The following is a 14,441-nucleotide window of genomic DNA, read 5'->3' on the forward strand; positions in this document are numbered from 1 at the left end:
TTTCGATCTATGCTTTCTTACAAAGAAAGTTTCCTTACGAAAACTTAAAGGAGGTGCTTCATGAGCAAATGGATGATCTCTCTTGCTATGCTGCTTAGTCTAGTTATCTTGATGACTGCTTGTGGGACTAAACCCGCGGCTGTAGCTGGCAGAGAGCGTGTAAAAGTAGAACGTATCGTGGACGGTGACACTCTTGAGGTCACAATGAAGGGGAAGAAAGAGAAAGTTCGATTAATTGGTGTGGACACACCTGAGACGAAGAAACCTAATACACCGGTTATGTTTTATGGGAAAGAAGCTAGTGCTTATACGAAAAAGCGGTTGGAGAAGGAAACCGTCGAGCTTGAATTTGATGTAGATAAAAAGGATCAATATGATCGCTTGCTTGCTTACGTATGGATCGGTGAAGAACTTTTTAACCGTACCCTGGTTCAAGAGGGGTATGCGCGGATCGCTACATATCCTCCGAACGTCAAGTACGTGGATGCTTTTAAGATAGATCAAGAAACAGCCCGCAATAAAAAGAAAGGCTTATGGAAGGATTACGATAAAGCATTTGATACCAAAAAATAACCAATAACTACCAAGGCAAGACCGTTACCGCTGAAACGCAAAATGGGCAGCTAGCGATATTACCGCTAGACTACCCGAATTTTAAGCTAAAACGTACAGCTGTATTATCATGCCAAAAGGCAATTATCGATGCCAATGAAGGTTTTTATCCAGTTAATGTCTCGATCTACTCCACACGGATTGCATTCGCCTGAGCAAGCAAACAAAGCTCTGCTGCTTTGAACGTATGCGCCTGTGTCATAGCATGCTCTGTACGATTCAGACAGTCCAAAATCAACTGACCGAAGAAAGGAAAGCCTACTTGTCCATGGAGACTGTAGTGCTTTTCTCCTTGCTGGTTGACCAGGTATAACTGATCTCCCTGCGGATCACGAGCGATGTCAATATATTTACGCAGCTCAATATAACCTTCTGTACCTAGAATAACTGTCCGTCCATCTCCCCAAGTACCTAGACCACTCGGTGTAAGCCAATCCACACGGAAATAGTTTGTCGCCCCGTTATCCCCGATTAGTGTTGCGTCACCGAAATCCTCCAGCTCCGGATAATCCTTCGCATGGTAATTCGCCACTTTACTGCTTACAACAGTAGCATCCTTGCAGCCCGCATAATGCAGAAACTGTTCAATTTGATGACTGCCGATATCACAGAGAATGCCGCCATAATTTTCTTTCTTGAAAAACCAATCTGGGCGATTCGAATGACTCAATCGGTGCGGCCCTAAACCAATGACCTGTACGACACGGCCAATTGCACCCTCTTCAATGAGCTGTCCCGCAAATACGGCGCTCTCCACATGAAGACGCTCACTGTAATACACTGCAAATTTGCGACCCGTCGCTTCAACCGTTACCTTGGCGGCAGCCAGTTGATCTAACGTTGTGAAAGGAGCTTTATCTGTAAAATAATCTTTGCCATTCTCCATTGCCCGGACACCTAATGCTCCTCGTTCCGAAGGTACGGCGGCTGAAGCGATTAGCTTGACTTCGGCATCGTCAAATATCTCTTGCTCAGACGCAGCTACCTTCACATGAGGATACTTCTCCACGAAAGCCTTTACCTTAGCAGCGTCCTGGTCATAAACCCATTTGAGCTCTGCTCCTGCTTCTTGCAAGCCATTGCACATCCCATAGATATGACCGTGATCCAAGGCAATCGCTGCAAAAACGAACTCCCCTTTTTGAACGACAATGTTCGGCTTCCCTTTTGGTGCGTAATTCATTCCATCGCTTTTCTGCATGTCCCAATTCCTCCACTATCTTACCCCATGTACGCATTTGCGCGGGGTGTTCATGTTTTTAAACTACAAGTGTTTTAAAACCAGCCTCTTTATTGACAGTGGAATTTTTTATCTTATCTTGCAAATGCTGCTCGAATAATTCTTCGTCAATCGGCAGGTCTACCCAATTGTCTGTCCACGTCGACAACAGCATGGCATTGGATAGCATCAGACCTTTGATTCCTTCTTCTCCTGGCGCGACGAGTGGAGTGCCATGTAGAATGGCATCCACCCAGTTTTGCGTGATGCCTTTGTGGCCTGTTTCTTGCCCTTCAATTGGAATCTCGCACTTCCAGCACTCCGGTTGGCCGAATCCACCCTTATAGGTTTCATTAAACTCTCTCTCGGATACGCGTAAACGCCAGAAAGTTAGCTTGCCATCTTCGATCACAATTTTACCGCGGTCACCGGACAATTCGAACCGGTTCGTACCCGGTGCTTCGCCCGTTGTTGTAACGAATAGGCCCGTAGCACCATTCTCATACTCTACGAATGCGGTTACATCGTCCTCAACTTCGATATTGCGATGCTTGCCGAAATAACAAAATGCACGAACTCGTTTAGGCATCATATCGATCGTCCACTGCCACAAGTCAAGCTGATGCGGGTCCTGGTTAATGAGTACACCGCCGCCTTCGCCCGCCCATGTTGCACGCCAGCCGCCTGAATCGTAGTAGCTCTGGGATCTATACCAATTCGTAATAATCCAGTTCGTTCTGCGAATTTCACCAAGCTCGCCAGATGAAACCAGGTCCTTCAACTTTTTATATAATGGATTTGTACGTTGATTGTACATCATACTGAATACTTTACCTGAAGCTTGCGCAGCTTCGTTCATTTGACGAACTTGTTTGGTGTAAACACCTGCAGGTTTCTCACACAACACATGGAGTCCGGCTTCAAATGCACGGGCAGCTACTTCCGGGTGATCATAATGTGGAGTCGCAATCAATACACCGTCAACTGTCCCTGAAGTAAGGAATGTATCGAGATTGTCGAATAATTGGACGCCTTCACCTAGGTTTTCTTTCGCCCATTCCAAGCGGTCAGCTCTGAACTCACATACAGCCGTTAGCTGAGCACCCTTCACTTCATTGTTCACCAAATATTTGGCATGTCCGGTTCCCATATTGCCCAGACCAATAATACCAATCCTTACTTTCTCCATATGGTTATCACCTTTTTCTTGTAAGTTTCATAATTATTGAACACGTTATCAATGTAGCATATTTAGAAGACCGCATCTTGTCGCAGATTGACCTCCTTATTGCGAACTTTGACAGTTACGAGATATGTACTAATGAAAAAAAGACCAGTTTCCTGGTCCATTCTTTCCCTATATTATGCGTGGATCATCTTATCTGCTGCCGACTAGTGTTTTGTCTGATGAGATTTTGCTAAGCGCTTCACCTGCTTCATCCTCAAAGCTGCCGCGAACCGCTAGGTCACCGATGGCTACGATTCCGACAAGCTCGCCGTTCTCCACGACTGGTAAACGTCGAATTTGATCCTTAGCCATTATTTTGGCGGCTTCATCAACAGATGTATCCGGGGTTATTGTGGCGATATCCTTCGTAATTACCTTATCGACAGCAGTAGAACCAGAATGCTTTTCTGCGTAACCGCGAATAACAAGGTCACGGTCTGTTACAACACCAATGAGCTTCTTACCCTCAACCACGGCAACGAATCCAATATCGTGATTCTTCATTTTCAAAGCAATCTCATAAATATTATCCTGCAGAGTAACGGTCACGCAATCTTTACTCATGATATCCCTTACTGTTTTACCTGCCATGTCCCATAATCCCTCCTCGGAGTTAACTTACCTCTATAGCATTCTCCAAAGGAAGGACGGCATTCATGCCATATAATCCAAAGCCATTCCTAACAATAAATTAGCCGCATTCAGCATGGATTTCTCGTCAATATCGAATTTCGGATGATGATGCGGATGTATAATGCCAGCCTCAACATTACCTGCACCTACGAACATAAAACAGCCTGGTCGGCGGTTCAAATAATAGGAAAAGTCCTCTCCGGCCATAATAAGTGGGGACTCGTGCACGGCTTCTGCCCCAAACAATTCGGTACTGACTTTGAAGAAACGCTCAGCTTCTTTCCCGTCATTAACAACCGTAGGGTAACCTAATTTATAGTTTATCTTATAGGAAGCCTGATACATCTCACAAGTGGCATGTACAATCCGTTCTAGGCGCTCCTTCACATCTTGTCTAAGTTCTGCATTGAAAGTGCGCACAGTGCCATTCAACACACTTGTTTCGGCTATAACATTGAAGCTAGAACCTCCGTGGAAGGATCCAACGCTAACCACACATGGTTCTATCGGATCTATTTGTCGGCTCACGATCGATTGAAGATTAACAACTAATTGTGAAGCTACATAAATACTGTCAATGGTTTGATGAGGTAACCCCCCATGTCCACCTTTTCCTTGAATTTGAATGGTGAATTCGTCGGGTGCCGCCATTAAGGGACCTGCTTTGGAATAAACATGGCCAACAGGAAATGGTGTCCATAAATGAACGCCAAACACGGCATCAACACCTTCAAGAGCGCCATCTTGGATCATGGAATCAGCGCCACCAGGCGTAATTTCTTCAGCATGCTGGAACAGGAAAACCAGATTCCCTTTCAGTTGAGAACGATGCTGACTCGCCACTTTGGCAATACCAAGCAGTGTCGAGGTGTGTGCATCATGTCCACAAGCATGCATAACTCCCTTCGTGAGCGAAGAGTACGCACAATTCTTTTCATCTTGAATAGGCAGTGCATCCATGTCTGCTCGAAGCGCAACTGTAGGACCTTCGCTGCTGCCGCGGAGCAATCCGACAATCCCATTGCCTCCTACATTTTTGCGCACTTCTATATCCCAACTTTGTAAATGATTCGCCACAAATTCAGCGGTGCGATATTCATGGAAAGAGAGTTCCGGGTTTTGATGTAAGTAGCGCCTCCAGGCAACCATTTCTTCATAATTCGCTTGTAAGCTAGCTTGAAAATCGTTCATAAGGAAAATCCTCCGCCCATCCTTGTTTCTTAACTTTTTCACGCTTGCTGTGTCATTGAACCTATTCTACCAAATAAATGGTCATGTTTCATCTGTAAAGTGCCATCAAATATTAGAAAATTGACGTTGCTATCGACTTGCAGAACCTTGGGAAACATACTATCATGAATAAAGAATGCATACGTACAATATGGAGGCGTTAAAAGTGATTATTGAAGCAACTGGCCTAAAAGGCTTAAAAAGTGATTTGGCTCACCTGGATGAAGTAACGACTAAACTTGGTTTTGTGCGTTGGCAGTGGGAATACACGCGTGCTACTTATGATTTTAAAATGGAAGATAACGCAAGTAAGTCCGTCTATTTCTTACGTGTAAATGCTCGCGTAGAAACCGGTAAACTAGAATCTCCTTATGCAATCTTATTCTTAGAAGATGCTTACATAGGTAAAGAAACGTTCCCGCATGGCTTGGATTACAATTCCCCTATCCCTGAGTCCGTTCTTAAGATCTCCAAACAAAAATTAGATCAGCTGCAGCAATTATTAGCAGACTAGGCGAGGTAACAGCATGAATCCCCCTCGAAGAGGAACGCCGGATTTTCTGCTGCTATTTTTAACCTTTGTACTTGTTTGCTTCGGTCTTGCCATGGTCTTTAGCGCAAGCTCAATGACAAGTGCTTATTATGCCAAATTTAACAATGATCCATGGTTCTTTACAAAAAAGCAGCTCATGGCCGTAGGCATAGGGACGGTCGGCATGCTTTTTTGCATGAACCTCCACTACTCCAAGCTGAAGAAGTTAGTTATTCCTGCTTTCTTTGTTGTCGTAGTGCTGCTCGTTCTCGTTATTTTCACTTCAAAATCAAATGGTGCAGCCAGCTGGTTTAATGTAGGTAAATTTGGTATTCAACCAACGGAATTTGCCAAACTAATCGTAATACTTTACTTAGCTTCTCTCATAAGTAATAAAGAAGAGAAGTTTCGTAATTTCAAAAAGGGGCTGCTCCCTGCCATACTTATCGTTGGCTTTGTATGCTTTCTAATCATGCTGCAGCCAGACTTTGGCTCCTGTATGATTCTGCTCGCTTGTGCAGCCATCGTCATCATGGTCGGCGGCTCCAACTTGAAGCATATTTTCTTTATTGGGACAGGCTTTTTTTCCATTGCCGCGATAGGTGTTGCCCTTTACCTGCTCAAAGGAAAAACCGATAACAACTACCGGATAAACCGTCTGACCTCCTTTCTAGACCCTTTCTCTGATCCACAAGGTAATGGTCTTCAAGTTGTTCAATCATTGTACGCTTTTGGTCATGGCGGATTAACTGGCGCAGGATTCGGACAAGGTATTCAGAAGCTGCATTATTTGCCTGAAGCTCATACTGACTTCATTTTTGCGATCATCGGGGAAGAACTTGGATTCATTGGCAGTGCCTTATTCATACTTATTTTTCTTATCTTCCTATGGCGAGGCATTCTCGTTGCAGTTCGCAGTCCTGATATGTTCGGAATGCTAACTGGTGTTGGTATCATGGTTATGTTTGCTTTTCAAGCCTTTATTAATATCGGCGGAGTAACGAACACCATCCCTTTAACAGGTGTAACCTTGCCCTTTATTTCAGCAGGAGGTTCATCCATGATGGTCTCACTCATCAGTATGGGGATCCTGCTCAGTATATCTCGGGAACAAACACACAAAGAAGATGCAAAACCCAAAAAAAGACCCAATCGATTTCAGTGAATTCGATTGGGTCTTTTTTCTATTTTACACGATGTGGATCGTCTGCCAACTCTTCTTCCTTAAACGCGACGCCTTCCACCTTGACGTTGACTTCCACCACGGTTAGTCCGGTCATATTTTCAACAGCTTCTCTCACGTTTTCTTGAAGATCCCTGCATACATCCTGAATACGGGAACCGTAATTGACGATAACACGCAGATCAATAGCTGCTTCCACTTGCCCAACCTCAACAGAAACGCCACGCTGCACATTCTTACCACTTAATCGCTTAGCTAAGCCTTCCGAGATACCGCCCGACATGCCTGCTATGCCTGCTGTCTCCAGAGCTGCAAGTCCTGCAATTGTCGATACTACATCATCAGAAATACGAATTAAGCCGGTTTGATTGTCTTCGGACATACAGATCAACTCCTCATATATAGTATATGGACCTTTAAGCTTGCTTAAAGTCTTTCAATGTTGAGTGGAGCTCAAAGTCTCTCCACTCAGGTATAAATCTATTGTAATAAGTTCACTAGATGAAAGCAAGAACATCAACAACAGTCAAATCGAATTTACATTGGGTTCCAAAGTAGGTATATTAAAAGAAGTCAAAAAGTACCAATAAAAGAATGAGTCGGAGGGTTTATTTTGAAAGGAAAATTGTTTTACATCGGGTTGATCATTTCTTTCGTTGCAACGGGTATCGCTCATTATATGCATCTGAATTCAACACTTCAATTCGTTATTGCTTGTATAGCGATCATTTTTGTAGCTGGATTTCTAGGTAAAGCGACAGAAAGTGTTGCCCACTATGCAGGTGAGCGAGTAGGTGGATTCCTCAATGCAACATTCGGTAATGCAGCTGAGTTAATTATTGCATTCTTCTTAGTTAGAGACGGATTGTTCGATGTCGTCAAGGCCAGTCTCACCGGAGCCATAATCGGCAATCTGCTGCTTGTTCTAGGACTGAGTATATTTGCAGGTGGATTAAAGTTCAAAGAACAGTCATTTAACGTAAAACTTGCTTCACACAATTCTTCCTTAATGATTCTTGGTGTTGTTGCGCTATTCATTCCAGCCATCTTCACCGGAGGATTGACAACCAAGGAAACGTCAACAACGAGCATGATCGTCGCCATATTACTGATCGTGGCCTACTTGCTTTGGCTCCTATTCTCCATGGTTACACACAAAAGTGTACTTTCTGATGAAGCCATTGAACATGGTGAGGCAGCGTGGTCCAAAGGAACTTCGATTCTATTTCTAATCCTTGCCACAGTCATGGTAGCTTTCACCAGTGAGTGGTTAGTTGGTACATTAGAAGAAGTCACCCATAGATTTGGACTATCTGAGTTATTTGTAGGTGCATTCCTCATTGCTATTATTGGAAATGCCGCGGAACATAGCGCAGCCGTGATGATGGCTATGAAGAATAAAATGGGCGCAGCCGTTGAAATAGCCATCGGCAGTTCATTACAGATCGCCTTATTCGTAGCTCCTGTGCTTATACTTATCAGCTTCTTCGTAAGTGGAACACCTATGAACATTGTCTTCTCCACCTATGAAATTGCTGCCATCGGAGTCGCTGTCTTTATTACGAAGTCGATAACCCAAGATGGCTCGACCAACTGGTATGAAGGACTTCTGCTGCTCGTGGTCTACATCATACTAGGTGTCGTATTCTTCCTCGTTTAACTACATAACAAAGACAAAAAAAGTAACCCATTGTGAAGGGTTACTTTTTGTTATTCAACGCTTCATATAGCTGCGCAAGGTTCCGTTCAAGCTTGCTGAGAATTTGTTTACCAGGCATTTCGGAAATAAGTCCCGCTCGAATGGCAAAATCAATTTCTCTAGAAAGTCCGTACATTTGCGTATCTAAAACTTCTTCATACAATGGACATTGACGCGTTGTCAAATTCTCCATTTGTACTTCGATTAGTTTTTCGATTTTATCTGCATCTTCTTGGAGAAGATTAAGCGCTTTTTGATTCATGTCCAGCAATAGATCAGATGAAGACATTCCCAACTTCCCCCTATACGCATAGTCATCCGTCCTTATATGATCTATATTAAGCGAAAATGGATCAATATACAAGAGAAGGTACCCTCAGAGATTCTGAGAGTACCTTCTTTAAGCATGAACTCTATTCTTGAACAACATTTACGCCCAAATTGTGCTTTGCGAAAACTTCAGCCATAGCGACTTTCGCTTCTTCTGCATCAGGCCCATGGACATGAAGATCATAGTTGCTGGAGCTAAGTAATGTAGTAAACAAACCTAAGATACTTTTTACATCGATATACTTATTATCATATTGGAGAACGATTGACGATCTGAATTTATTAGCTGTTTGTGAAATTTCAACAATTGCGGCATTATTAGCACTTGGCATATTTTCATTCCTCCATTTATTCGCATCTGAATTGGTCGACTTGCTCCCTATATGATAACTTGGAAAGGTTACTTACGCAACTAAAAAATTTCCTTCATTCTCCAAGTAAAGCGCTTTACTTCGTCTTTGCTGCAATGGCTTTCTTCACGCCGTTCCCCACTAGAATCAGAACAACGAAAATACCGAGCAACAAAAGTAATCTTCCCTTATATCTCTGGAAATGAAATAAATCATGCGCAATCATCGATTCCAGAAATACGATCGGCAGTTTCCCCAGCAAGGTCCCCCATAGAAAATGAGTAAACCGCATTCGAGTTAGCCCCGCACCATAATTAATTGCCGAGGAAGGTAAAATCGGAATCAATCTGCCTAAAAGGACATATAGGAATCCACGCTTCTCCATCCGCTTACTAAACTGCGTCACTAACGGAAATCGCTCGAGCTTTTTCTCTACCCATGCATGTCCATAATAGCGAGCAAAGTAAAAAGAGGAAATAGCTCCCAAACAAGACATTATGTAATTAACAAGAAACCCTATTTTAATACCGAAAATAGCAACATTCGTACCTGCAACAACAACAAACGGAATAAACGGAAAGAACGTTTGAAAAAAAATCAAAGCCATTCCGATGATTTTACCGGGCCAACCAATCTCCCTTAAATGTTCAGATAGCTGTCGCATGTTACTGTGAGTAAGTTTAATGCCTGTAGGGTTAAAAAATAAAAAGGCAATCAGGGCAACAAGCAAAATACAAATAAAAAAACCTAGCAAAATGTGCTTTTTGTTTCTGTTTCTGTTTCTGTTTAACACCGACAAATTTCGACCATCCTTCCCTTAGACCAAACCATTGTAACATTTTACAGAAGGTTCAGGAAGAGAAAATTGAGGAGTTATCTGTTCAACAATGGCGAAGTACTCTATCCTATTTCCATCCTTCATTCAGTTTACCCTACCTATGCAAATTTATTAGATAAGATAGCTTTTATCGACATTTTTTGCAAGTTGAGCAACCACGTACTTGATGTGAAAAGTGTTAAAGCGAAGCAAAAGCACCTGTCCTTTGACAAGTGCTTAGTACTAACCGATTCGAATTTGGTTGCGACCGTTATTTTTCGCTTGATAAAGAGCCATATCTGCCCGGTAGAACAGTGATTCTACACTAATCTTATCTTCTTCCCAATTCCAATCCGAAACACCACAGGAAACGGTTACTTGCGGATTAGTTTCCTCAAGTACGCGAACACGAATACGTTCAGCAATTCGAATCGTTTGAGCCTTGGCAACTTGAGGTAAATAAACCGCTAGCTCTTCCCCGCCCCACCTTGCTGCAATATCACTATCCCTAATACTAGTTTTAATAATTTGACTTACCTGGATCAAGATTTTATCGCCCACCTGATGGCCGTAAGTATCATTAACTCGTTTGAAATTGTCAATATCAACTACGATGAGTGAGCCGCAAAAGTCCTTCTTTTGCATCGAATTAGCCTGTTCATCCAAATAATGACGTACATAAAGTCCTGTCAAATTGTCTGTAATCACCATTCGTTTCACTTCAGCATGCAGGGAAGCATTCGTCATGGCAAGGCCGATATGCCCCGAAAGAACCTGCAGCAATTTGTAGTTATCATAGGAAAAAAAATTGGGTTTGCTATGCACGACTAGAATAACGCCCTCAACTTGTCCATTTACGAGAATCGGCGAACCAATAAGCGAGCGGGAGTTGGTTAACTTCATCAACTTTGACTCTACTTTCTCATTGCTCCAATAGTCCGAAATAATAAGCGGTTCTTTGGAAGTATAGACAACGCCAGAAAAGCCTTGACCTATGGTAAAGGTCTCATGAAACATCGCAGGCAAATTAGTTGCCTGCACGATTAAATTCTCACTATTTTTATCCGCTTGCAGAATACAACTATAATCCGCTCCGAAAATACTTAAAATCTCGCTCGATGCTGAATTAAAGATTTCATTTAAACGCAAGCTCTGATTTAACTGCTTGGTGATTTCATTAATAAGTCGAAGCTCGTTAATCAGTAAATTGGATTGTTCATACAATTTAGCGTTTTCAAAAGCAGAGCCAGCTGTATCCGCAAGCAATGAGATGAATTGCAAATCCGAAGCGTGAATCAAATCGCTCTTAGACGTCATATATAAAACACCATATACACCCTGTTTGCCTGATAATGGGGCAGCTATATGACCTGATCTTGGACCACTGCTCTCGGATGAAGGTTCAAATATTACATGCCCTTCCATGAAAGCCCGTGTTCGTATGTCATCCTCTGTACTTTGGAAATTCAGAGGCTTCACGGATAGATTCGTAGAGTCATTATCTTGTGAAAGCAATAAATCTACTTGCATATTGGGATAAACGCTATGCATGCACTCAATGACTTCAGTCAATACCGAATCGACATCAATTTTGGCGTGCAGCTTCTTAGAAGCCTCAAATAAAATATCATGCTTCTTAAACTCAAGTTCCCTATTCAGATGCTGCATAAACAAATAGTCGTACTTGCGACGATCCACCACGCTCTGCACACTGCCTTGGAACGAAAGAGAAAGTATATAAAACAATTGTGTAAGTTCGTCTACTTCTTTAAGTGTATGGGAAAATAGTCCCAAGTATAAAATTGGAATCCCTTGTGGATCTAGGACTGGAATCGAAGCAGCCAAAACTGACTTCAGTTCTTTTGCGCGCATTTCTTCGCTTGTCATGATATGCATTTTGGGATTCTCAGCACATCGTGCAAATAGATTGTCATTGCGTTCTGCATGGCTCCATGATGCTCCTACCTGCAGCAAAGCATCAGTAAATGGTGTATCATTAGAGCAAACATTAACCACTATCAGATCCGTATTTACGCATAACAGTGCGGTTTGAGGCGGTAGCATCGCTTGCCCGAATTGGTGAATCCATTCATCAAAAGCATCTAGCACTACGTGATGACAATTGGATTCCCAATAGGAAAAGCTGCTAGAAAGAACAAGTCCTTGCCGAAGAAACTCTTCGAAGTGTTCTGCACGACTATGTTGTTTCATACTACGAAGTGATTCACTCATAGGCTCTCCTTCACCAACAAACTGTAGTCCTATTGAACCAGGCTAAATCTTACCTCATATATCATACTATTTTTCTGTGCTTATTGCACTGATATTTTAGAATCACTTTAAAGGATTGAGACTTGACACATGGACCTGTTTTTAATAAAATTAGAAGTCGAGTAACAACATGATTTCGGTGAATGCCATTTGTGATCACCCTCACTGCTTTTGCTCCTGCCAAGACAGCGGCTGAACTACTCTTGTCAGGGAATCACAATATGATTCGTAAGCAAAACCAGGCACTTGTCTTCACCCTGACATCTAGATGCTATCTACTAAACTAATTGTTGAAAAGAAGGAGTTTTTCCTAAATGTCACGTTATACAGGACCTAAATTTAAATTAAGCCGTCGTGTTGGTATTTCTTTGAGTGGTAACGGTAAAGACTTGAAACGCCCATTCCCTCCAGGTCAACATGGCCCAGGACAACGCAAAAAAATGAGCGGCTATGGCGTTCAATTAAATGAAAAACAAAAGCTTCGTCACATGTACGGTTTGAACGAGAAGCAATTCCGCAACTTGTTCGATAAAGCTTCCAAACTTAAAGGTATTGCCGGTGAGAACTTCATGGTCTTGCTTGAAAGCCGTTTGGACAACCTGGTTTACCGTCTTGGTCTTTCCAACTCCCGCGCAGGCGCGCGTCAACTAGTAGCTCACGGTCACGTAACTGTGAACGGCAAAAAAGTAGATATCGCTTCTTACATCGTATCTACAGGCGACGTTATTGCTCTTCGTGAAAGAAGCAAAGGTCTTTCCGCAGTGAAAGAAGCTCTTGCTAACCGTAACTACCTGCCAACTTACCTTGAGTTTAACGACGCAAGCGTAGAAGGCAAGTACGTCCGTTTGCCAGAACGTTCTGAGCTTCCACAAGAAATTGACGAGAAACAAATCGTCGAGTTCTACAGCCGTTAATAAAAGCAAGCCCCTCAGGGATTTCCCTGAGGGGCTTATTTTGTTGTTAAGCTAACTGTACAAGGTAGTAATTCTTTTTACCGCGGCGAATAATAATGTAAGACTCTCCGAGCCTGCCCAAATCTCTGGCTACAGCATCGAATTGCGTTACTTTAACGCCATTGACCGTGACAGCTCCGCTCTCAATATCTTGACGCGCTTGACGTTTGGACGGTGCCGCTCCTACGGAAATCAGTAAATCAACCAACGCAATATCATCTTGATCTATGGTTGTAGATAGAACATCTTTGAACGCTTCTTCAATCTCCGTACGGGAAAGCTCCTGAATATTACCGCTGAATAAAGCCGTTGTAATGTTAAGAGCGCTTTCTAACGCGTCTCCACCGTGTACAAGCTTCGTAACTTCGCGGGCAAGTAATTTCTGGGCTTCCCTCTTCTCAGGCTGAGCCTGTACTTCTTCTTCGAGACGTTCGATTTCCTCATGCGAAACGAAAGTAAAATATTTCAGGAAACGGATGACATCATTGTCGGCTGTGCCCAACCAAAATTGGTAGAACTGGTAAGGAGACGTTTTGCTTGCATCCAACCAAATGGCTCCGCCTTCTGTTTTCCCGAACTTTTGCCCATCACTCTTTGTCACAAGCGGTAATGTTACTCCGTAAGCACGTTTATCTGTGGACTTGCCAATTAGCTCAAGACCAGCCGTAATATTACCCCATTGGTCACTTCCGCCAATTTGTACAGAGCAATTTTTCGTTTCATTGAGCTTCAGGAAATCGTAAGATTGCAGAATCATGTAGCTGAACTCTGTGAAAGAAATCCCTTTGGAAATCCGTGAATCAACAGAATCCTTTGCCAGCATGTAATTAACGGTAAAATTTTTGCCTACATCACGAAGGAATTCGATGACATTCAGCGATCCCAGCCAATCGTAATTGTTGACAAGCTCTGCACTATTTTCAATTTCAGTGGAGAAGTCGAGAAAGCGAGATAATTGATTTTTGATGCTTTGTGACCAAGCCTCGACAACTTCAGGACCGTTGAGAGTTCGCTCATTGGCTTTTCCGCTTGGATCGCCAATCAGACCTGTTCCCCCGCCAACAAGTGCCAAAGGAACGTGACCAGCGAGCTGAAAGCGTCTCAATGTTAAAATAGGTAACAAGCTACCGATATGCAAGCTGTCCGCAGTCGGATCAAAGCCGCAATAAAGCGTAACACGCTCCTCGCTCAGCTTTTTATCCAAGCCCTCTCGATCCGTAATTTGATGAAGCAGCCCGCGAAACTCCAAATCCTTCAAAATATCCATGTTCATCCATCTCCTTTTATCCTTAAAATACAAAAAAGCCTTCTTATCCACAAAGGGACGAGAAGACTTAACTCGCGGTACCACCCTAATTAAAACAGTAGTTACGTACATCTATAA

15 protein-coding genes and 1 other annotated feature (1 of these 16 running past the window's edge) are annotated in these 14,441 nt (G+C 42.9%); of the genes, 5 read left to right on the forward strand and 10 right to left on the reverse strand.

All coding sequences use genetic code 11. The features are described 5' to 3' along the window. The first annotated feature begins 60 nt into the window (after positions 1 to 60). Positions 61 to 573, forward strand: a complete 513-nt coding sequence (locus ASG93_RS14705) for a thermonuclease family protein (RefSeq protein WP_056833106.1) — start codon at positions 61 to 63, stop codon at positions 571 to 573. Between the two features lie 166 nt (positions 574 to 739). Here the strand turns inward: ASG93_RS14705 and ASG93_RS14710 are convergent, their stop codons facing one another. From ASG93_RS14710 to ASG93_RS14725, 4 genes are all read right to left on the reverse strand, one after another. Further along, positions 740 to 1,813: a Gfo/Idh/MocA family protein gene (locus ASG93_RS14710; protein ID WP_056833108.1), complete on the reverse strand. Its 1,074-nt coding sequence runs from the start codon at positions 1,811 to 1,813 to the stop codon at positions 740 to 742. A 58-nt stretch (positions 1,814 to 1,871) separates the two neighbouring features. Further along, on the reverse strand, positions 1,872 to 3,020 hold the full coding sequence (locus tag ASG93_RS14715; protein WP_056833110.1) for a Gfo/Idh/MocA family protein: 1,149 nt from the start codon (positions 3,018 to 3,020) through the stop codon (positions 1,872 to 1,874). Positions 3,021 to 3,209: 189 nt separating this feature from the next. Then, a complete protein-coding gene (locus ASG93_RS14720) occupies positions 3,210 to 3,650 on the reverse strand; it encodes a CBS domain-containing protein (protein WP_056833112.1) in 441 nt (146 codons plus the stop codon). Positions 3,651 to 3,713: 63 nt separating this feature from the next. Further along, on the reverse strand, positions 3,714 to 4,883 hold the full coding sequence (locus tag ASG93_RS14725; RefSeq protein ID WP_056833114.1) for a M20 family metallopeptidase: 1,170 nt from the start codon (positions 4,881 to 4,883) through the stop codon (positions 3,714 to 3,716). Between the two features lie 205 nt (positions 4,884 to 5,088). Between ASG93_RS14725 and ASG93_RS14730 the strand changes: the two genes are divergently transcribed. Together ASG93_RS14730 and ftsW are read left to right on the forward strand one after the other, a co-directional pair. Then, positions 5,089 to 5,436 carry a YugN family protein gene (locus ASG93_RS14730; RefSeq protein ID WP_056833116.1) on the forward strand — a complete coding sequence of 116 codons (348 nt, stop codon included), beginning with the start codon at positions 5,089 to 5,091 and terminating at the stop codon, positions 5,434 to 5,436. Positions 5,437 to 5,449: 13 nt separating this feature from the next. Next, positions 5,450 to 6,619 carry a putative lipid II flippase FtsW gene (gene ftsW, locus ASG93_RS14735; RefSeq protein ID WP_056833118.1) on the forward strand — a complete coding sequence of 390 codons (1,170 nt, stop codon included), beginning with the start codon at positions 5,450 to 5,452 and terminating at the stop codon, positions 6,617 to 6,619. A 19-nt stretch (positions 6,620 to 6,638) separates the two neighbouring features. Here the strand turns inward: ftsW and ASG93_RS14740 are convergent, their stop codons facing one another. Next, complete coding sequence (locus ASG93_RS14740) at positions 6,639 to 7,019, reverse strand: Asp23/Gls24 family envelope stress response protein (RefSeq protein WP_056833121.1); 381 nt, start codon at positions 7,017 to 7,019, stop codon at positions 6,639 to 6,641. A gap of 231 nt (positions 7,020 to 7,250) precedes the next feature. On the opposite strand from ASG93_RS14740, the gene cax reads away from it, so the two are divergent. Continuing rightward, positions 7,251 to 8,297: a calcium/proton exchanger gene (cax, locus tag ASG93_RS14745; RefSeq protein WP_056833122.1), complete on the forward strand. Its 1,047-nt coding sequence runs from the start codon at positions 7,251 to 7,253 to the stop codon at positions 8,295 to 8,297. 40 nt (positions 8,298 to 8,337) lie between these two features. On the opposite strand, the gene ASG93_RS14750 is transcribed toward cax, so the two are convergent. From ASG93_RS14750 to ASG93_RS14765, 4 genes are all read right to left on the reverse strand, one after another. After that, a complete protein-coding gene (locus ASG93_RS14750) occupies positions 8,338 to 8,625 on the reverse strand; it encodes a YlaN family protein (RefSeq protein WP_056833125.1) in 288 nt (95 codons plus the stop codon). 124 nt (positions 8,626 to 8,749) lie between these two features. After that, positions 8,750 to 8,998 (reverse strand): HPr family phosphocarrier protein, encoded by a 249-nt coding sequence (locus tag ASG93_RS14755; RefSeq protein ID WP_029195595.1) that lies wholly within the window; start codon positions 8,996 to 8,998, stop codon positions 8,750 to 8,752. Positions 8,999 to 9,113: 115 nt separating this feature from the next. Then, a complete protein-coding gene (locus tag ASG93_RS14760; protein ID WP_235550857.1) occupies positions 9,114 to 9,809 on the reverse strand; it encodes a TVP38/TMEM64 family protein in 696 nt (231 codons plus the stop codon). Positions 9,810 to 10,076: 267 nt separating this feature from the next. Continuing rightward, positions 10,077 to 12,065 carry a sensor domain-containing diguanylate cyclase gene (locus ASG93_RS14765; RefSeq protein ID WP_056833127.1) on the reverse strand — a complete coding sequence of 663 codons (1,989 nt, stop codon included), beginning with the start codon at positions 12,063 to 12,065 and terminating at the stop codon, positions 10,077 to 10,079. Between the two features lie 353 nt (positions 12,066 to 12,418). On the opposite strand from ASG93_RS14765, the gene rpsD reads away from it, so the two are divergent. After that, positions 12,419 to 13,018 carry a 30S ribosomal protein S4 gene (rpsD, locus tag ASG93_RS14770; RefSeq protein ID WP_056833129.1) on the forward strand — a complete coding sequence of 200 codons (600 nt, stop codon included), beginning with the start codon at positions 12,419 to 12,421 and terminating at the stop codon, positions 13,016 to 13,018. A gap of 46 nt (positions 13,019 to 13,064) precedes the next feature. On the opposite strand, the gene tyrS is transcribed toward rpsD, so the two are convergent. Then, a complete protein-coding gene (tyrS, locus tag ASG93_RS14775) occupies positions 13,065 to 14,324 on the reverse strand; it encodes a tyrosine--tRNA ligase (protein ID WP_056833130.1) in 1,260 nt (419 codons plus the stop codon). Between the two features lie 50 nt (positions 14,325 to 14,374). After that, positions 14,375 to 14,441: a binding site (T-box leader), on the reverse strand (it continues 211 nt past the right edge of the window).

This window comes from Paenibacillus sp. Soil787 (assembly GCF_001429545.1).
In the GTDB taxonomy this organism is placed as follows: domain Bacteria; phylum Bacillota; class Bacilli; order Paenibacillales; family NBRC-103111; genus Paenibacillus_E.